A 19,336-nucleotide genomic window follows, 5' to 3' on the forward strand; every position below is an offset into this window, starting at 1 on the left:
TGAATACTATAAAAGAAGAATTTATTATCTAAAAAATGATGTAATCACATCTTAGTGCCTAAGAGTTACTTTATTTACTTTTCTTTTTATTCTCTTTAATGAATTTATCAATATTGATTTCAATATTTAAGATATTGATGGTTTTAAGATTAAGAGATTTTCCTAAATAAACCAATTTTTCCAGAGTTGGATTAGCTTCGCCTCGTTCAATTGTACCGATAAAATGTTTTGTTAAGCCGATATTATTATCCGCTAATTCTTGTTGTGAAATGTAATCCTTGTTATAATCTGAACTAGGTATTTTTTCACGCAGTTTTCTCACTTCTTCTCCTAATTTTTCTTTCTCAGTCACAGCATTTACGTTAGATAATGCTAAAAGTCATACTTATTGGAAAAAATAATGGTATGTTATATCATACCGTATTGTTTTTTTTAATTATGTTTGTAATATAAATTATAGATTAAATGTAATTTTGCGATTCTTCATATAAAATATTTGAAGCATTCGCTTTGAATCTCGCGCCGTAAAACTGGTAATTTTAGCAACGAGATGATAAGTATGATGCTCACGCTCTATGGCGTGGGCTCACTTATTGTTGCAAGGTATACCAGTACCATCGGCGCAGTAAGCTGAGTACCCACGCTTTTTTATTTTCTAGATTTTAGTACAGAGTATTGAGAATTGAGAAAAGGCACTACTTCAGCTTGTTCAAGCGACACTTCCTTTTTTTTTTTTTTCGCAGTCGGGTTGTTCTATAATTCGATTGTTGAATTCTTTGATGATTCGATGAGATCGCTTTGCCGAAGGTTCGGGACAAGCTATTCCACGCGATGACGTTATTATATTACAATCGCCTGCGCTGTGCCGGATAGTTTTTAGAGATAGAAAGTTTGGGTTAGTTAATAGGCGGGCGCGGGTGCGTTGTTTTTTGAGAGGTATAGGGTTTTGGGTATAGGGTGTAGGGGAGCGATAATTAGAAAATTAGTTAATTGGCGAATTAGCTGATTCGATTGTTCGAATGTTGGATGATTGGATGATGGTGGAGGGATAAAGCACGGATGGTGTGTGAGGAATGTATGAAATACTAAAGTCAAAAGTCCAAGGTCAAAAGTCGAAAGGCAATAGCATTACTAAACTAAAATCTAAATCTAAGAAGTCTAACAGTCAAAGAAGCTAATATTTTAAAGAAATCTAACAGTCAAAGAAGTCTAACAATCTAAGGGGTCTAAAAATCTAAATATATAGCCTATGTAAAATCAACTACGCACCGCAAGCCTTGGACCTAAAACCCAAAACCTTGCACCCATTATGAAAAAAAGTCCCCTGCTGCATCGGCAAAATTCACAGGGAACCGTGATTACAGTTACTAACTAATAACCAATTCCAAAATTATGAAAAACCATTCATTATTTGGGTACGGGCACCGCATTTTCTGCTACGTACTTGTCGGGTGCACCCTCAGCAACACCCGGAGCGCCTTCGCGCACAGCCCTTTGGGCATCGCTGCAATAAACAATGTCTTTTTACAGCGTCAGGTAACAGGCGCGGTCACAGATGCGTCAGGACCACTTGCAGGTGTGTCGGTGGCCGTTAAAGGGACTGCGACAATGACATTGACCGATGCCGAGGGGCGTTATGTGATCAATGCTTCAAAGGGTGACGTACTTGTTTTTACGTTTCTCGGCTATGCCAATCAAGAGCTCACGGCCAACGGATCGATCGTAAATGCCACGCTAATTTCAAATGTCCAAACACTGCAAGAAGTGACAGTAAATGCAGGGTATTATTCAGTGAAGGAAAGCGAGCGAACAGGGAACATCGCGCGCATTACCGCAGACGATATTAAAAACCAACCGGTAGCCAATGTTTTGGCCACAATGCAGGGGCGAATGGCAGGAGTAAGCATCACCCAAAACACCGGCACGCCTGGTGGCGGTTTCGAAATTCAGATCAGAGGGCAGAACAGCTTGAGAGCAGATGGCAACCGCCCGATGTACATCATAGACGGCGTGCCTTACGACTCAGAATCCCTGACCGACGGATTTACTTCCGGTGTGTTGGCAGGAAAGCCAAGTCCCTTAAACAGCATCCCACCAGAACAGATTGCCAGCATCGAAGTATTGAAGGATGCTGATGCAACAGCCATCTACGGCTCCCGTGGGGAAAATGGAGTGGTGCTGATCACCACAAAAAAAGCAAAAGGAGGCAAGACGGCGTTTAGCGCTCGTTTTACAAGAGGCGCCGGGCGAGCCACGCGTTTCATGAAATTGATGAATACCCAACAATACTTGGCCATGCGTCGCGAGGCCTTTGCAAACGACGGCATCACCGAATATCCTGAATATGCCTACGACGTGAACGGAACATGGGATCAGAACAGGTATACTGACTGGCAGCAAACGCTGTTAGGTGGTATGGCAGAATTTAGCACCGTGAACACTTCGATAGGCGGCGGAAGCGAGCACACTTCCTTTTTGATCAGCGGAGGTTTTTCAGAACAGTCCACTGTCTTCGAAGGAAATTTTAAATACAAGACAGGGAATGTAAAAGCCAGCCTAAGCCATGAGAGTGCCGACAGCAAAATAAAGCTGGCCTTTGCAGCAGGACTGACAAGACAAGACAATAACCTGCCTGGTACAGATTTTACCACAGAAGCAATTGGTTTAGCGCCAAATGCACCCGCACTCTATGATGCAGGCGGCAACCTCAACTGGGAGAACAGTACGTTCAACAACCCGTTGCGTAACATACTGGGAACGTACGTCTCAAACACCGACGATCTGCTCTCAAATTTAAAATTGGCCTATGCGATAGCAGAAGGTTGGGAAGCATCGGTAGGCTTGGGGTACACCGCCACCGAATTGACAGAACGAAATTTAAATCCGTCCACAATGTACATGCCCGCTATGGGCATTGGGCCAGAAGGTTCATACATAGGAGTAACCCGGGCAAGTAGAAATTCTTGGATCATTGAACCTCAGTTGCGCTGGCAAAAAGAATACAAAAGGCACCGTATCGACATACTGGGAGGTGGCACTTTTCAATCGCAGCAGGGGGAATCACTGGTACAATTGGGCGTCGGATTTTCAAGCAACAGTCTGATAGGAAATCTCGCGGCCGCCTCGCAGACCATCACAATGGGAAGCGATAAATCAGAATACCGATACCAAGCTTTTTTTGCACGAGCGAACTACGTCTTTAATAACAAGCTGATTTTAAATTTGACGGGCAGGCGCGACGGTTCCAGTCGTTTTGGTCCAGGCAGGCAGTTTGCCAATTTCGGTGCGATAGGCTTGGCATGGCTGTTTCACAAAGAGAAGTTATTCTCAGACCAAAGCCTACTGAGTTTCGGAAAGCTTAGAGGAAGCTACGGCCTTACGGGAAGCGACCAGATAGGAAATTACCAATACCGTGATACATACAGCAGTTCCGGTACGTCTTATAACGGAATGGTGGGGTTACAGCCTAGCCGCCTTTACAATCCAAATTTTGCATGGGAAACCAATGAAAAATTAGAAGCTGGTCTAGAGCTTGGCCTCTTTAAAGACAAGATAATGTTAACCATCGCCTACTATCGCAATCTGTCAGCCAATCAGTTGACAGGTATTCCGTTGCCGGGAACGACAGGTTTTCAGACAGTTCAGGCAAACCTAGATGCAACCGTGCGCAATACAGGTCTGGAGTGTACATTCCGTACAGCAAATATCGAATCAGCGGATTTCAGTTGGACGACCTCTTTCAACTTGACGTTTTCAAAAAATAGGCTCATTTCTTTTCCGGGGTTGGAAGGTTCAACTTATGCAGAAAAATACCAATTAGGCGAATCATTGAACATTCAAAAATTATATCATTACGAGGGAATAAATCCGCAAACGGGACTGTATCAATTTACAGATGCCAATGGTGACGGTACCGTCAATTATCTAGATAAGACCGCAGTTGCTAATTTTTCGCCAAAATATTATGGAGGATTCCAGAATGAATTTAGATATAAAAAGCTTCGTCTAGATTTTCTATTTCAGTTTGTAAAACAACAAAACCGTGACTTCTCGCGCAGTATGGGATTTGGCGGCGACATGCGCAACCAAGCTACCGCAGTGTTAGACCATACTATTTTGGGCGGTGCAACGGGAAGCACCCAAATCTATACCGCTGGTTTCAATTCCGATGCCGTAATGGCCAGTGCCAAATACGGCGCCAGCGATGCAATAGTGGGCGATGCCTCTTTTATACGCTTAAAAAATGTATCGATTGTATGGGAGATGCCAGTACAAAAAACAACGGGTGTGGCATGCCAACTTACAGTGCAAGCTCAGAACCTTTTAACATGGACACGCTTCAAAGGAGGTGATCCCGAATTTACAAACGGAGGATACCTGCCACCAATGCGTACGATTACCGCCGGCATCGGGCTTTCCTTTTAACTTAAAAAGCAAACAATATGAAAAACAAAAAAAAGATTATTTTGAAACGCATTCAGGCAACGATCTTATGTTGCCTGTGCCTGATGATGTTGTTATTTTACTGTTCGGGATGCGATTCGTTCGTGGAAGTTGAGGTACCAGATTCACAACTTTCAACACCTTTAGTATTTGAAGACAAGAGCACGGCCACGGCCGCGCTCGCCGAAGTATATGCTAAGATGCGTGACGCCGGAATGCTGAGTGGTTCCAAAACGGGTCTCTCATATGGCTTAGGTTTATATGCAGATGAGCTCGATTACTACGCTACAACAAGCGAAGACGGATTTTTATACCATTCTAACGGTCTCCTTCCAGACGCTGCCACGGTAAAAAACATGTGGAATAGCACATACAATCAAATATATGGAGCAAATGCAGTCATTTATGGCGTGGAGCATTCAGAAAGCTTGTTAACCGCTGAACGAAATCAAATTAAAGGAGAGGCGCTTTTCATTCGCGCAATCCTTCATTTCTACCTAGCAAACACATACGGCAATGTGCCTTATATCACAACAACAGATTATAACATAAACCGCACGGCATACAAAAAAAGTGTTTCTGAGATTTATCAAAATGCAAAGCAGGATTTGCTCGAGGCGGTGGCACTGTTGCCCGCCGAGTATGTGGTGACAAACCGCACCCGCGCAAATCGTTTTGCTGCACATGCATTGCTCGCAAGAATTTGCCTATATCAAGAAAGTTGGGCAGAAGCTGCCGATCAAGCTTCCGCGGTGTTGCTGGAAGAAAGCACATACGGTTTAGATGACAGCCTTTCAGAAACATTTCTGATAGGATCGACGGGTACGGTTTTTCAGTTTTCGGCTGGATACAGTCCGGGAAATACATTAGAGGCGCTCACATTTAATTTTATAACCAATCCGCCAGTTGACAATGCCTTGAATTTGGGCATCATAAATGCTTTTGAGCCCGGCGATCAGAGGAGGAATTTGTGGATAGAGGAAATCACAGACGGCACGATGGTACATTACAAAGCTTCTAAATACAAGGCTGGCGAAGGCGAGATGACACAAACAGAGTTTTCAAAAGTATTGCGAGTGGCAGAGCTTTATTTGATTCGCAGCGAAGCAAGGGCAAGGCAGGGTGAATTGAGCAATGCCATCGACGACCTCAACGTCATAAGACAAAAGGCAGGATTAGGCGATACCGCAGCACAGACACAAGACGAAATCTTGGAAGCGGTGTTAAGAGAGCGTCGAGTGGAATTATTTACAGAATTCGGCCACCGTTTTTTCGATTTAAAAAGAACAGAAAAGTTAAATCAAGTCTTGAATGCCATAAAGCCGGGTTGGAATGTTTTCAACGCGCTCTTTCCGTTGCCAGAATCAGAACTGATGTTAAATCAAAACCTGCAACCTCAAAATGAAGGTTATTAAAACAAACAGAGCATGAAAAAGCAGGGAAAGACAAACTGTAGAAAAGCGGTATTGTGGCTGATGATGGCAATTGCCACGCTGGCTCAGGCGCAAACGAAGAAAATACTTTCAGTCGATGACTTTGACAAATGGCATACAATGCAACCCACTGGAATAGCAACGAGAGGCAATTGGGTGGCATACCGTTTGGAGTATGAATATAGCACAGATACATTGTTCGTAAAAAGCACCGAAAATGAAATAAAATACTGCTTCCCAAGAGCAAGACAGGGAAGGTTCGTAGACGAAAAAACCTTCGCCTGTATTTTGCCGGATAAATCCCTCAGCATCACTTCACTGCAAGAAGGTCGCTCTAAACAAGTGCCAAGTGTGTCAGATTTTCAGCCGATAAATGAAGGCTCTTTACTGTTCGTGGAACAGGAAATTGGGAACATTAAGACAATAGCCGTTTTGAAAAAAAATGGCGTGAATGTATGGAGTGACGATAGGATTACCGATTATGCGCTTTCTGAAAATGCTGATTTCCTCGCTTATTGTAAGGAAGTTGATGGGAGGTATGAAGTTTTTTACACTGCCTTGGGGCAAGATATGACAGTTGGTAAGCCGATCGCCGTTGGCGAAAATGCATTTGACGCATTTTCCATAAGTCCAGAGGGCAACTCAGTAGCATTCGCCTCAATAAAACAAGATAGCGCGGCATTTCGGATTCCGGAGAAGATTTTTTACTACGATGCAATTTTAAAAAAAGGGCTTAGTATTAGTAATGAAAGCGTCGCTGAAATGACGGACGGAATGGAATTGGCGCCAGTTTTTGGAAAGGATTTAAGAATAGCAGCGGATGGAAAACGGGTGTTCGTAAGCTTGAGGCACAAGAATAAAAAAGTATTTAGAGGCCAGTCGGGTGTGCAAATTTGGAACAGTTTCGATAGCGAGTCGTTTCCAAGAACGAAAATGAAGTTAGACGAAGGAGAATTTCTTTTTTCAGTTTGGATGCCCGCCAAAAGAGAAATAAAGGTAATCAGTGATAAAAATACGGAAGTGGTTATTTTGACGGGGAGTGAAAACTATGCACTCACTTACGATTATTTTGAGAACAACCCCACAATGGAACACGAACCGAACCGAAATATTTACATAGTAGACATTGAGAGTGGTCAACGTAAGTTGATCTTAAAAGATTTCACAGGTAGTGAACAAGGTTTGGAAATTTCGCCAGCGGGAAAATACATTGCCTATTTTTTGGAAGGTAATTGGTGGCAATACGAGATTCGATCGGGCAGGCACATCTGCATAAGTAAGGACAGTCAGGCTAATTTTAAACGTAAAGATTACGACAGCACAGGATGGCACCCACCCGCAGGCCCTACTTTTTGGGCACCGGGAGACAAATCGATGTTGTATTATGATCAAAACGACATTTGGAAATATATCCCTGCAACAGCAAAGAAAAAAAGGCTTACAAAAGGCAGGGAAAGTGGCATGGAATATCGCTTTTATAAAGTTGATAATGAAACTGAATTTCATTTCCAAAAGGCAGCAGTGGTAGCAATTGAAAATCCTGTAATCTTATATGGCCGCGCAATTGACAATACTAAGACGGGATTTTTCGAAATGCGTGATCAAAAAATAGACACATTGATATTATCAAATAAGAAAAATACACGGCTTGCATTCTCAAAAGACAGAAAGTATTTTAGATTTGTCGAAGAAGACTACGAGAACGCCCCACGGTTGATAGTTAGGGACGTTAAGCATCGACAGGATAACACAGTCATGACAAGCAACCAGCAGCAAAATAACTATAAGTGGGGAAAAGCTGAACGATTGCAGTATCATGACGCCGAAGGAAAGCAAATGCAGGGAATAGTGTACTATCCGAACGACTATGATCAGTACAAAAAATACCCTATGATTGTATATGTGTATGAAAAGCAGTCGCACCGACTGATGGATTATATTAATCCGTCATTGTACAGCCCGATTGGCTTTAACCCATCATTGATGACAGCAAGCGGTTATTTTGTGCTATGTCCAGATATACACTATAAAAAAGGAAAAGCAGGTGTCTCGGCAGTAGATTGTGTAACTGCAGCGGTAGAAAAAGCAATCACCATAGCGTCGATAAATACGGAAAAGATAGGATTGATGGGAGCTTCGTTTGGAGGGTTCGAAACCAATTTTATAATTACAAAGACCACTATTTTTTCGGCAGCGGTGGCAGGCTCGGGCATGTCAGATTTTATAAGCGGCTATTTTTCAGTGAACGGTAACGATATGCTCTTTGATTCTTGGCGCTATACAACTGACCAGCCTCGGATGGGGGTGTCGCCTTATGAAAACTGGGATAGCTACATGCAGAATTCACCACTTCGTTTTGCGACGAACATACAGACGCCACTGCTGATGTGGGTAGGAGAGAACGATGGGCAGGTAAATCCCTCGCAGTCATTGGAATTATTTGTTGCCCTGCGTAATCTTAAAAAGCAATGCACTTTAGTAGTGTATGAAAAAGAATTGCACGCCATGAGCGAAAAGCACAATCAGAAAGATTTAACACAGAAGACAATGGAATGGTTCAATCACTTTCTCAAAGGAGAAGAAAAGCCAAAATGGGGTGAACCTATTAAATTTTAAAAAGGACAAGTAAAAAAGCCGTTTCACTCGAAACGGCTTTTTCTGTGTTACTGGATTCTATAAAGTGTAACAGGACAAGATGCAGCAGATGGCGTGATCTTACCTTTTAGTACGGGACTCGAAAGATCCGCGTCGTTAACTCTACATAGGATGCCATTATTTTCAGTCTGGCACATTTTAACCTCTTTACAAGGTACTGAAGCAGAAATAAATTGGTGCCCTTGTTGGTTTGCTAAAACTTTTGAACTGCTCATGGAAGTCGTAGTAAACGCTCCTGCGATGCCTAAAATCGCTACCGCGAAAGGAAGGCTTGCTGTTTTTAAAAAATTGTTGTTCATAATAAAAGTGATTTAAATTGGGATCTACTCTATCACAGGTTTTCGATCATCCCCTGATACTGGCCATGTATATTTTTACTCGCTTCCTTGAGCAAGTGTTTTTCGAAATAGATAACGTGTAATTTGGGTACCACCCAAAACATAAACATTAGTGCCGATTACCATAAAACTTTTTGGTTGCTGTCCATCAAAGCGATCAAGATAAAAACTTGACAGGTAAGCGTTGGTTTCTATGTTATAAATGTCAATAATACTTGACGTTTGCCACATAGCCTCGGGTTCATAGTAACCCATTAGTTGAGAATTGACAAAAAGCCAGCCGGCATCTGAGGAAGCAATTCGATTGACAAGAAGTGGCATTTTGGCGAACGTCTTAGTACCAGAATTTTTCAGGCTGACGACCTTGAGATCGGGATGGCTTATCGTATCGATGGTTTTTCCAATGCTCTTGATCTGTAAATATTCGGTAGTGCTTACATAGGCATTACGGTAATAATAGACATACTGTGCGCTCTTGTTCTGGAGGTCGGTTAAAATCATACCGTCAGTGTCAAAGGTGCCATCCAATTGCTTTTCAAGAAGATCAGGTCGCAAGACGTTATTTTGGAAGTCTGAAAGGTCAACCATGCCAATAATATTTGCGGCGGTTTCTGGGTCATTGTAACGCAATACTACTTTACTAGAATCTAATGGTTGTAGCTGTGAAAAAAAATAGCCATCATTCAACTTTAACGAGGCTTTCCAGTCATTCGTGTTTCCTCGATAGAGGTAAGGAGCAGATCCTTCGTAAAGATAAAAATGAGAACCCGCGATTTTAATTTGAGGTCGGAACATTTTTGGATTTTCAGGAGAAACGGCAATGGTTTTCGTCCCAATAAATTGAAGCGTGCTGTCTAGTAAGGTAACGAGAAGCGGTGCGGTCGTGTTCCCCAGATATAGAATGCCATCTGTTGCGCCGGCAAAATAATAAGAATTAAATTTTAGTTCAGCAGTATTTAGCGGGTCAACCAAATGAGGCGGAAATCGTCTGACAAACGAATTTTGGTATTTCATCGCCGTTTCAGATATTGTATAAAGTAGGTACATCGATAACGAGCCGGAAACCATACAGCCAAAAACAACCGCAAATGTGTGCCATTTCAAAGAGTTTATAGTGATAGCAACTGCTCCCATAAATACAAAAAGCAGGTTAAAAACGAAGTGCTGTTGCCAATTCATTTTCTCCAGTACACCACCGCAGGCACACGGAACATAAGTGCTGTAATTTAAGATGATAAATATATAAGCGGTAAACAAGACCATTAACGTCATCGAAGAATAAAGTGCAAAAAGCCGAAAACGTTTTATAAAAAGTCCTAATGATAGTAAAAGTTCCGCGAATGGTACTAAGATAGATAAGACAAGAGCAAACGAGCTTACGATAGGAGATTGCCCAAGTTGAACAATGAAATTGTCATAGTCTAAAAGTTTGCTAAAGGCGGCATAAATAAAGAGAAAAGCATAAAGGTAAGCAATCAGTTGTATAGCGCTATTTTTAATTGTTGCATTCATGGTCGCAAGTATTGGATAGAGTAAAATTGGAAAATAATAAATCAATAAACTATGCAATTCTAGAAATTCGATAGTCTAAAAAGAGTCTGCTGAAAGTTCTTCCGGAGTAGCATCCGGTCGGGACAAGCTACTTGGCGTATAGCCAAACAATTTCTTAAAAGCTTTGTAAAAATTCAGGTAAGACTGAAACCCGGTCAAATAGGGTATTTCTTTCAAAGGCAGGTTTGTATTTTGAATCATTGAATGCGCTTTTTGTAGTCTTGCCTCATGATAAAAATTATAAATGCTCTTTTGGTAATGATTTCTGAAACCAGTTTTTAGGCGATGTTCTTCGCTTCCAAATAAGTTGGCCAGTTCGCGAAGCGGGGGCAGTGGATGCTCTAAATTTTCAATGATATAAGTGTGTAATTTTTGAAGTAGCTCCAGCTCATTATGGTTTGGATTCACTGAGTCTATTTGTAATTCAGAAATATGAAAACGCTCAAAATTGTTTTTAAGCGTCGTGATAATTGTAAGCTCGTCCGAGGCGAGTTTTGAGAGCGTACAGAAAACTGGATATATTTTTACGTCTTGCGTAAGTAAAAGAAGGTTAGCTGTGGTATAATACGAATCTATTGCCATCAGCTTTTTTTCTAGATGTAGCCAAAACGGATGATCTTGTTCCGCAAGCACTTTTTTAAAATTAGCACCAGAAAGAGCTTCTTTCGAATAGCGGAGAATTTCAAGAGCGTCTTTGTTCATAGTAACAATATTAAACTCTTTGTCAAGTAGTAAAATAATTTGGGAAAGGTGTTGATATGGAGTGTGGGAAACACGCACAAGATCTGTTCTAAAAAGTTTTTCCAATCTCAATGCAAGACTATTTAACTCACCAGCTAATGTTTCAAATGCAGGGTCATTTCCTTGCGATAATAGTCGGTAGGAGGTGTTGCCAACAGATAGTTCATAAAACATTTGTCCGATAGAGTGGTACGACGTGGGATTTTTTTCTATTGCCATGGCCGAGTGATCATTTGAGATACCATTAGTTAGTTTGTCACGCAAGGCAAACCTAGAAAATTTACCAAACCGCAGAATAGGGTGGTGGGCGTAATTCTGGAATTTATAGTCTCAAATTTTGGAAAATAAAAATGTTAATGAAGCACGGTCTTGAATGCAAGGAAAAACCTAAAAAAAAGAAGCCTAAAATAAGAAATTGAGTAGCCTTCGAGATGAAGTAGGGTTGAAGCGCAGATGATGCATAGATGATGCATGGATGATGCACGAAATAGGCAGAAAGATTTTAGCCATAAAAATTTGAAAGACATAGCAAATTTTTTCATTTTTTTTAAAACAGTAAGTAGTGATGTAAAAACAATTGAGGCTGGCTACTCGCCGATGCAATCAAGCACTTCTTCTAGCGAAAGTCCGGCGTAAGAGCAGAACTCTGCAATAGAAACATACTGTTGTTTTTCCTTCCGGTAATGAAACTTTAACTTTTGAAGATAAAGGCGAGATTGCTTATAGGAAAGTCCGGTAACGAGCTGGATGTCTTTAGGATAAAGACACAATCGGGAATGTCTTTTTTTCATGGGGTACTTTGATTTTTAAAATGCAAACTTGGTACTTTTTCGATCATGCAGTTCAGAAGGTGTTCAGAAGTCGGTTAAAAAAGGCAGAAGAAATTTAAGTGAAATAGGTCAAAATAAGTGCACAAAAAAGGAAGAAAAAGAACTTAAGCGGTCGTCTGCTCCCATGCCTGTTGCAAATGTCGTGGTAACTATTGAATCTTTGTGCCACATCCACAGATAGTTGCAACGAAAGTGATGGAAACATTTTTTAACAAATCTAAAGTTTAAAACACATGGCAAGGCAAAAAGGAATTATCAAGTTAAAAGGTACTATCGGGGATATTACTTTTTATAAATCAAAAGACGGTTATATCGCTCGAGAAAAAGGGGGAGTAGATCCTAGTAGAATCGCAAACGATCCAGCATATCAGCGAACCAGAGAAAACGGAATGGAATTCGGCAGAGCTGGAAAAGCCGGCAAGGTGCTTCGAAATGCGATCAGAACGTTGCTGTTGAATGCTTCAGACAGCAGGATGGTCAGCAGGTTGACAAAAGCGATGATAAAAGTAATTCAGGCAGATCTGGTAAGTATCAGGGTGCTGCGAAATGTCATTGATGGGGAGGCAGAATTGCTAACGGGTTTTGAGTTTAACGCAGGCGGTGTACTCTCTACAACGTTATTTGCTCCTTATGTTGCAAATATAGACCGTGTGACAGGTCTGGTCAGTGTGAATTTCGAACCGTTCGTGGCGAGAGATATGATAAACGCGCCAGGAGGAAGCACGCATTTTAAATTGCGTACCGCCGGAACTGAAGTAGATTTTGAGGCGCAGACATCAGTGACGCAGATGGCAGAATCAGACATTCTTCCTTTGGATGGCCCGATTACTCAACAGATTGTTTTGGAAAACAATGTTACGGCGGCAAGCACCAAAGTACTATTTGCCGTTATCGGCATTGAGTTCTACCAGCTTGTCAACACAGAGATGTACCCACTGAAAAATGGAGCCTACAATGCATTGAGCATCGTAAGCGTCAGCGGTATCTAGTCAAATAATTGATATTGTATAATTTTTAAAATTGAGAATATGAACATAATTGATAGGGCTACAAAGCCAACCCCGAAATTTTTTAAGTCGTTGCGAACATTCGGTCTGATATTGTTTGCCGTTAGCAGTGCGTTATTGGGTACGCCAATAGTACTGCCAACTTTGGTGTTATCCGTTGCTGGGTATTTGGCGGTCGCTGGTAGTGTGATCGCTGCAGTTAGCCAAGTTACCATAGAAGCAGAAACTAACGGCACCAAGAAAGCATCACCGAGAAGAAAAATAGTAAAAGCTGATGGAAAGTTATAGTGCATTGCGCTCAGGAACAATCGCTGGAACAGTGCTGAGCGCACTTCCAAACTTAACCTCAGAGGATATTTTAAGGACGGTATTACTGGGTATGGTAGGAGCGTTGGCAAGCTTCATTGTAACATTATTGCTGAGGATACTTACAGCAGGAAGTAAAAAAAAGAAGTAGTTAAATTAAAGTCCGGCAAGTCCGGACTTTTTTTCTTGAAATCAGATCCATTTGATAAAATAGGCTGAGGTTTAAAAGAATAGTTTTAAAAAAAAAAGGAAAAAATCAATTAAATGATTTTTCCCTTTTTCTGTGGAGTCGGGGAGAGTCGAACTCCCGTCCAAACAAGCAACTAAAAAGATTTCTACGCGTTTATTTCCTGATTAAATTTTCGTCATCAAGCTTGGCCAGAAACAGCCACTTGACGCTTATCTTCTTTAGTGTCAAAACAGTCCCAAAGCTTAACTATTTCTAGGTTTATTTTTACGGTTCCCCTTTAAAGAACGCCACAAACCAAGGCTTTCAAGGAGAATCTTGCTTTCCTACCTGGTAGGAACAAGGCTAATCTTACTATAATTCAGATTATGCAGCTAGAGCGTAGTTATTTTCGCCGTGTAAAAGTGTTAGGACCATTTAGTTACGAGAATTGTCCCAGTTCTCGACGTGCTTACTTTTCAATTCGACTTGCTGTCAAAACCAGTCGACCCCATTATTTAAAAGAACTTTTTGCTTATAACGCAAATTGTATGCCACAAAAGTAATCAAATTATTCGCAATTGCAAGTCCTTAATTGGCCACATCGTCTTTGTCTAATTTTATTGGATATTTCCCAAACAAAGGCGCCAGTTTCCAGACTTTATAAGTTTTCAAAGTATACTTATTCGACAATGCGAAAATAGCAACAGTATCCGTTTTTAATTTCACGTAAGAAGAGGTATTTCCATGCCACCAACCGTTGTGATAAAACAATTTTTCACCCGTTTCCCATTCCAGCATTCTGATCCCAAGGCCATAGTTTTTTGTGCCCTTGTGTTCATAGCTGTAACCTTTAAAAGCCTCGCTGACCAAAACAGAATTTAAGAATTTATCAGAATACGTCGCCATGTCAAATTTCAGCAAATCTCTTGGCGTCGAGTAGATATTTTTGTCGCCATAAACATCGTCGAGATGGTTATTTTCATACAAGATTTTATTTCCCTTATAAGATTGGCTCGCTGTTTCTTTATCTTTTTCATAGTCAAAAATAAAGGTGTTTTTCATGCCAAGCGGTTCAAAAATCATTTCCTGCATCGCCGTGCGGTAGCTCTTTCCGGTCACTTTTTCGATCACTAAAGCCAAAATGGCATAGTTGGTATTGCAATACCCAAATTTTCTATCGGGTTTAAAATACAGCCCAAATTTATGCTTTGCCAAAAGATCCAAAATATCTTGATTGTGCAACATTTTCGCTCGAGGCCAAATCTTCGTATCATCAGCAAAATAAGCATAATTCGGAAGGCCACTTCTGTGATTCAAAAGCATTTTGATCGTAATTTCTTCGTAAGGAAAAGCAGGCAGAATCGAACTCACTTTATCTTCTAAAGTCAATTTTTCTCTGTCAATCAAACGAAGCACTGCCGTTGCCGTAAGCACTTTTGAAACAGACGCAATGTGAATCGGCGTGTTTTGATCGATCTTTTCATCTTTTGAAAAATTAGAATTCCCCTCATATTTTTCATAGATAATCTGTCCGTTTTTTGCGACTAAAAAGCCTCCGTTCATCGAATTATTGGGCCAGTTTTTCTCGAAAAAAAGGTCCAAGCTTTTTTGTTTGGCCAGAATATAATCTGGATTTAATTTTTTTGCTTTGATTTTATACGCAGAAAGAGCGTCAGAATCGGCATTTTCAGTATCGTTAGAGGCAAGATGTTTTTCCTTTTCCTGGCACGAGCTTAAAAACAAGGTGGTTGCCAAAAGCGGAATGTATATATATTTGTGGAAAGTCATTGATAGTGGTAGTTATAAAGCAAATATAAAAAAACAGATAAGTTTTGTATGGTACTTTAACATAATAAAAACGAACTTATTGTGAGGAATCATTACTATTTTTTGATAAGATACTGGTCTTCAAAATGATAAATCAGGTCTTTTGTTTTATAAATAATTTAAGAAAAGGCTTGCACGACTTTCAAGTAAAAGTTATATTTGGAACAAATTACAACGTTGTAGTGATAACAAAATGCTTTAAAATTTAATTTTGTTAAATTAATGCAATAATCGTAATGCAAACTAACTACTATTAAACTACCACAAACTAATTTCTTAAAAAGATTATGAAATTCGGAATTATTAAAGAAAGAAAAAATCCACCAGACAGACGCGTAGTTTTCACGCCAGACGAAGCATCAAGACTCATTAAAAAACATCCGGAAGCGCAGATAAAAGTAGAATCTTCTGAGATTAGGGTTTTTACGGACGAAGAATACAAGCAAAACGGACTCGAAGTTACCGATGATGTTTCAGATTGCGATGTTTTATTTGGAGTAAAAGAAGTTCCGGTGGAAGCTTTGATTCCCAATAAAAAATATTTTTTCTTCTCACATACCATCAAAAAGCAGTTGCACAACAGGAAACTTTTAAAGGCAATTCTTGAAAAAAATATCGATTTATACGATCACGAAACCATTGTTGACAAAGACAACAGACGTTTGATTGGTTTTGGAAGATATGCCGGAATCGTTGGCGCTTACAACGGAATCAGAGCTTTTGGGATCAAATTTGAATTGTTTACGCTTCCAAAAGCGGAAACACTTTCTAACCGAGAGGAACTGATTTCAAAATTAAAAAGACCAGTTTTGCCACCAATAAAAATTGTCTTGACCGGAAACGGAAAAGTAGGAATGGGAGCAAAAGAAATTTTAGACGCGATGAAAATCAAGGAAGTTTCGGTTGAAAATTTTCTGTCTAAAAAATACGACGGACCAGTTTATGTTCAAATCGACGTCTTGGATTACAACAAAAGAATCGACGGAAGCGAGAGCACCAAGGAAGATTTCTACCAAAATCCTGAACAATATACTTCTGATTTTGAAAGATTTACAAAAGTGGCCGATATCTATATGGCCGGACATTTTTATGGAAACGGCGCACCGGTAATTTTGACTCAAGAAATGTTAAAATCAAAAGACAATAACATAAAAGTGGTGGCCGACATTTCTTGCGATGTTGACGGACCAATTGCGTCCACTATAAAGGCTTCGACGATCGCAGAACCACTTTTTGGGTATTTGCCAAGCGAACACAAAGAAGTTGACGTTTTTCATCCGGGTGCGATCGTGGTGATGTCTGTGGATAATTTGCCGTGCGAATTGCCAAAAGATGCCAGCGAAGGATTTGGCGAAATGTTTATGGAACACGTAATTCCATCATTTTTTAACGGAGATAAAGACGGAATCTTGCAACGCGCAAAAATCACAGAAAACGGAAAATTGACCGAAAGATTCAAATACCTGCAAGCGTTTGTGGATGGAGAATAAATTTCTGAAAAATAAAGAAACCGCAGATTTGCTGATTACAATTATTTAATCTGCGAATCTGCGGTTTTTCTTTGGCTTGTAGAAATGAATTTCTAACTTTATAGAAAATAATAATCAGACAAAATAATATGAAAAAAGTATATAGAAGCTTGATTTTGGTCGTTGCAATCACCGCAATGGCAAGTTGCAATTCAAATAAAAAAGCAACAGTTACCGAAGACGGAACTGAAGTTGTGAAAGTGAGAACGCCTGAAGCAACTGAAGAAAGCAAAGAAGAGGAAAAAGAGAGCATCATTTCGGTGGAAGGAGAAGTGAAGGAAATCAACCAAGGAAAAGACGGCTACACAGCAATCTTGACCACAGAAGACGGAATTTATTTTGCTACAATCAGCATTCCAAATTTAAAAGATCCAAAACAATATCGTGCCGTGAAAATTGGCGAAACGATTAAAGTAAAAGGTGATTCTTGGAAAATGGAAGAGGATAATTATATTACGGTTAGAGAATTGTTGAATTAAAAAGCCTGCAAATTTTGAGAAACTATCTATTAGTATTTTTGTTTTCACTAGTAACAATTACGGTCAAATCTCAGGACGTTGCGGACGATAGATATACTATTTTTAACAATCTGTTAAATTACACTCCGAAGAATTTTTCTATTGACGAAGTTTCTAAACCAAAGGGTGATTTTTTAGGCTTTAAAATGAATTCAATTTCACAGCTGAAAATGGTTTATGAATTTCAACGTGAGCTAAATTTGGGTGAGGAAGAAATTAAGTGGCTAGATTTGCAAATCGACCAAATGGCATTGGCCTTTTATCTGGAGGGCAATCCGATCTTGATTAAAGCAACTGGCGGATATGATGGTTGTGGAGGCGAGAAGGTCTCTAAAGAATTGCTTAACAATGTTGATGTTACGGTATTAAATTTTTGTTTTACGTGTTCGGGCGCTGGAAAACTTGTAAATTTTATAAGCATCTTTAATAATCGAACAAAAAGGTTACTGAAATAAAACACAAAAACCTGATAGTCTTATATCAGGTTTTTTTTATGCGCATTTGTTCTGAAGTTTAAAAGTAGTCAAAAAAGTTAGTCTGATAGCCCTGATGGTGGCGACTATCCTTTCATTTTTTTCTTTATAAAAATGAAAGATAGTGCCGACCAGCAGGAAAATGGATGGCTGATAAAGGACTGACCTTTCGCTTCAAATTTAAAGCTAGTTTTTTAAATTGTTCCAATCTATTTTTCGGGAGAAGTACATGATTAAGCCTAAAATAAGGAACAATCCGATGCTTCCCACCAAAAGCGCGTAGTTTTCTAGTTGGATGATGACGAAGATGAAAGTGTAAAGTGCGGTGAGCGAAAAGGCGATGAGCAGTGGGAATTTTCTGTGTTTTAAGAGTGAAATGGAGTAGAGCGTGATCATGACGACCACGGAAGTTCCGGCGATTAAATAGGCGGTTAAAAACGTGGAATGTTCTGTGATTGCGATTAAAAGCGTGTAAAACATGATGAGCGCGAGTCCAATCATTGTGTAATTGAAGATGTGGATGCTGATTTTGCTGATGGATTGGATGACGAAAAAGATGAGAAATGTGAGGCCGATGACCAAGAAACCATATTTTGAAGCGCGTTCGTTTTTTTGATATTCGTCAACCGGAATGATGAAATCAACGCCGAAAGCGTATTTTTCAAGGTTTGGAAGCACTCCGAAATAACTCTGCGCAAACGGACGATTGAATTCCAGGATTTTCCAGTTGGCTTCAAAACCAGAGGCGTTTGTTTTCTTTTCGTCGCCATTTGGGAGAAAAAATCCGGAGAATTTTGGTGATTTCCAGTTGGATTTTATGTTGGCTGCATTTGTTTTGGCGATGGGAATCAGCATCAATTGTTGGCTTCCGTTGTAAGAAACATTAAAGTTGAAGGAAGCTTTTTCTCCGCTGAAATAATCGCTTAAATTGATGGGCTGGGTTTCTAACTGCGAAAGCGAACTGGCGTTATTTTCAGACGTGTTAAAATCTAAAGTTTTGCCGGCCAGGTTAATCTTCATTCCATCTTTTATACTTTTTAAATTACTGGTATTGATGATGATAGACGATTTATTCCAAAGAATATTTTCGGGCAAAATGTTTTGGGTTGAAAAGGAAGGCATCGAGAAATTACCTTTAAATTTCATTTCGGAAGAAAATACTACGGCGTCATAATTATTGCGTTGTTTTTCTGTGGTGTTGACATTGATTTTGCTGTCTAATTCATCTGGAAAAAAGTAGGCGTAGTGCGTTTCTGTAGTAAATTCAGATGATTTTGAAATGGGCGTGCGGACAAGATAAGGCACTTTGATAATTGGGCCATAAAGCAACACGCTTTCGCCCCATTTGGAAGTTATTTCTTTGATAACTTCTTGTTTTCGCTCGGCGCGTTCTGAAATTAATCGCTGTACAAAAGATAGCGGAATTAATAAAACCAGCGTGAGAAGTCCCACCATAATTACCTTGGCGGTAGCAGACTGAAAGAAAGAATTTTGATTTTCCATTTGATTGATATTT

The 19,336-nt window shown here is 40.0% G+C and carries 14 protein-coding genes and 1 other RNA gene; 8 read left to right on the forward strand and 7 right to left on the reverse strand.

Annotated elements, in window-relative coordinates; translation table 11 throughout:
- Positions 1-70: 70 nt before the first annotated feature.
- Positions 71-352: a helix-turn-helix domain-containing protein gene (locus tag ACFPVY_RS03450; protein ID WP_296151156.1), complete on the reverse strand. Its 282-nt coding sequence runs from the start codon at positions 350-352 to the stop codon at positions 71-73.
- 1,040 nt (positions 353-1,392) lie between these two features.
- On the opposite strand from ACFPVY_RS03450, the gene ACFPVY_RS03455 reads away from it, so the two are divergent.
- Genes ACFPVY_RS03455 through ACFPVY_RS03465 form a run of 3 tightly spaced genes read left to right on the forward strand, consistent with a single transcriptional unit; the run spans position 1,393 to position 8,492 of the window.
- Positions 1,393-4,425 carry a SusC/RagA family TonB-linked outer membrane protein gene (locus ACFPVY_RS03455; RefSeq protein WP_379790348.1) on the forward strand — a complete coding sequence of 1,011 codons (3,033 nt, stop codon included), beginning with the start codon at positions 1,393-1,395 and terminating at the stop codon, positions 4,423-4,425.
- A gap of 17 nt (positions 4,426-4,442) precedes the next feature.
- The gene (locus ACFPVY_RS03460; RefSeq protein WP_379790349.1) at positions 4,443-5,858 is read left to right on the forward strand and encodes a RagB/SusD family nutrient uptake outer membrane protein; all 1,416 of its coding nucleotides are present in this window, start codon (positions 4,443-4,445) and stop codon (positions 5,856-5,858) included.
- Positions 5,859-5,870: 12 nt separating this feature from the next.
- Complete coding sequence (locus tag ACFPVY_RS03465; protein WP_379790350.1) at positions 5,871-8,492, forward strand: S9 family peptidase; 2,622 nt, start codon at positions 5,871-5,873, stop codon at positions 8,490-8,492.
- Positions 8,493-8,539: 47 nt separating this feature from the next.
- Here the strand turns inward: ACFPVY_RS03465 and ACFPVY_RS03470 are convergent, their stop codons facing one another.
- From ACFPVY_RS03470 to ACFPVY_RS03480, 3 genes are all read right to left on the reverse strand, one after another.
- Positions 8,540-8,830 (reverse strand): hypothetical protein, encoded by a 291-nt coding sequence (locus tag ACFPVY_RS03470; protein WP_379790351.1) that lies wholly within the window; start codon positions 8,828-8,830, stop codon positions 8,540-8,542.
- A gap of 75 nt (positions 8,831-8,905) precedes the next feature.
- On the reverse strand, positions 8,906-10,381 hold the full coding sequence (locus tag ACFPVY_RS03475) for a MauE/DoxX family redox-associated membrane protein (RefSeq protein WP_379790352.1): 1,476 nt from the start codon (positions 10,379-10,381) through the stop codon (positions 8,906-8,908).
- Between the two features lie 75 nt (positions 10,382-10,456).
- Positions 10,457-11,380 (reverse strand): helix-turn-helix domain-containing protein, encoded by a 924-nt coding sequence (locus ACFPVY_RS03480; protein WP_379790354.1) that lies wholly within the window; start codon positions 11,378-11,380, stop codon positions 10,457-10,459.
- 844 nt (positions 11,381-12,224) lie between these two features.
- On the opposite strand from ACFPVY_RS03480, the gene ACFPVY_RS03485 reads away from it, so the two are divergent.
- Positions 12,225-12,980: a hypothetical protein gene (locus ACFPVY_RS03485; protein WP_379790355.1), complete on the forward strand. Its 756-nt coding sequence runs from the start codon at positions 12,225-12,227 to the stop codon at positions 12,978-12,980.
- A 39-nt stretch (positions 12,981-13,019) separates the two neighbouring features.
- A complete protein-coding gene (locus tag ACFPVY_RS03490; RefSeq protein WP_379790356.1) occupies positions 13,020-13,286 on the forward strand; it encodes a hypothetical protein in 267 nt (88 codons plus the stop codon).
- A gap of 299 nt (positions 13,287-13,585) precedes the next feature.
- Here ACFPVY_RS03490 and ssrA read toward each other — a convergent pair.
- Both ssrA and ACFPVY_RS03500 read right to left on the reverse strand, forming a co-directional pair.
- Positions 13,586-13,983: a transfer-messenger RNA gene (ssrA, locus tag ACFPVY_RS03495) on the reverse strand.
- Positions 13,984-14,061: 78 nt separating this feature from the next.
- On the reverse strand, positions 14,062-15,261 hold the full coding sequence (locus ACFPVY_RS03500; RefSeq protein ID WP_379790357.1) for a serine hydrolase domain-containing protein: 1,200 nt from the start codon (positions 15,259-15,261) through the stop codon (positions 14,062-14,064).
- A 326-nt stretch (positions 15,262-15,587) separates the two neighbouring features.
- Here ACFPVY_RS03500 and ACFPVY_RS03505 point away from each other — a divergent pair, with 326 nt between their 5' ends.
- The 3 genes from ACFPVY_RS03505 to ACFPVY_RS03515 all read left to right on the forward strand — a co-directional run bounded on the left by ACFPVY_RS03505 (position 15,588) and on the right by ACFPVY_RS03515 (position 17,802).
- Entirely contained in the window at positions 15,588-16,790 is a 1,203-nt protein-coding gene (locus ACFPVY_RS03505) for an NAD(P)-dependent oxidoreductase (RefSeq protein WP_379790358.1), read from the forward strand.
- A 128-nt stretch (positions 16,791-16,918) separates the two neighbouring features.
- Positions 16,919-17,308 carry a hypothetical protein gene (locus ACFPVY_RS03510; RefSeq protein ID WP_379790360.1) on the forward strand — a complete coding sequence of 130 codons (390 nt, stop codon included), beginning with the start codon at positions 16,919-16,921 and terminating at the stop codon, positions 17,306-17,308.
- Between the two features lie 38 nt (positions 17,309-17,346).
- Positions 17,347-17,802 carry a hypothetical protein gene (locus ACFPVY_RS03515; protein WP_379790361.1) on the forward strand — a complete coding sequence of 152 codons (456 nt, stop codon included), beginning with the start codon at positions 17,347-17,349 and terminating at the stop codon, positions 17,800-17,802.
- A gap of 204 nt (positions 17,803-18,006) precedes the next feature.
- On the opposite strand, the gene creD is transcribed toward ACFPVY_RS03515, so the two are convergent.
- Positions 18,007-19,323, reverse strand: coding sequence for a cell envelope integrity protein CreD (gene creD / locus ACFPVY_RS03520; protein WP_379790362.1), 1,317 nt, complete (start codon positions 19,321-19,323; stop codon positions 18,007-18,009).
- Positions 19,324-19,336 lie beyond the last annotated feature (13 nt).

Source organism: Flavobacterium qiangtangense (genome assembly GCF_042658345.1).
Taxonomy (GTDB): domain Bacteria; phylum Bacteroidota; class Bacteroidia; order Flavobacteriales; family Flavobacteriaceae; genus Flavobacterium; species Flavobacterium qiangtangense.

What these genes read in the sequence shown, in the direction of transcription:
- ACFPVY_RS03500 (WP_379790357.1), bottom strand. Translation starts at nt 15,261, where the DNA reads ATGACTTTCCACAAATATATATACATTCCGCTTTTGGCAACCACCTTG.
- ACFPVY_RS03510 (WP_379790360.1), top strand. Translation starts at nt 16,919, where the DNA reads ATGAAAAAAGTATATAGAAGCTTGATTTTGGTCGTTGCAATCACCGCA.
- ACFPVY_RS03475 (WP_379790352.1), bottom strand. Translation starts at nt 10,381, where the DNA reads ATGAATGCAACAATTAAAAATAGCGCTATACAACTGATTGCTTACCTT.
- ACFPVY_RS03505 (WP_379790358.1), top strand. Translation starts at nt 15,588, where the DNA reads ATGAAATTCGGAATTATTAAAGAAAGAAAAAATCCACCAGACAGACGC.
- ACFPVY_RS03490 (WP_379790356.1), top strand. Translation starts at nt 13,020, where the DNA reads ATGAACATAATTGATAGGGCTACAAAGCCAACCCCGAAATTTTTTAAG.
- creD (WP_379790362.1), bottom strand. Translation starts at nt 19,323, where the DNA reads ATGGAAAATCAAAATTCTTTCTTTCAGTCTGCTACCGCCAAGGTAATT.
- ACFPVY_RS03455 (WP_379790348.1), top strand. Translation starts at nt 1,393, where the DNA reads ATGAAAAACCATTCATTATTTGGGTACGGGCACCGCATTTTCTGCTAC.
- ACFPVY_RS03485 (WP_379790355.1), top strand. Translation starts at nt 12,225, where the DNA reads ATGGCAAGGCAAAAAGGAATTATCAAGTTAAAAGGTACTATCGGGGAT.
- ACFPVY_RS03480 (WP_379790354.1), bottom strand. Translation starts at nt 11,380, where the DNA reads ATGGCAATAGAAAAAAATCCCACGTCGTACCACTCTATCGGACAAATG.
- ACFPVY_RS03470 (WP_379790351.1), bottom strand. Translation starts at nt 8,830, where the DNA reads ATGAACAACAATTTTTTAAAAACAGCAAGCCTTCCTTTCGCGGTAGCG.
- ACFPVY_RS03465 (WP_379790350.1), top strand. Translation starts at nt 5,871, where the DNA reads ATGAAAAAGCAGGGAAAGACAAACTGTAGAAAAGCGGTATTGTGGCTG.
- ACFPVY_RS03460 (WP_379790349.1), top strand. Translation starts at nt 4,443, where the DNA reads ATGAAAAACAAAAAAAAGATTATTTTGAAACGCATTCAGGCAACGATC.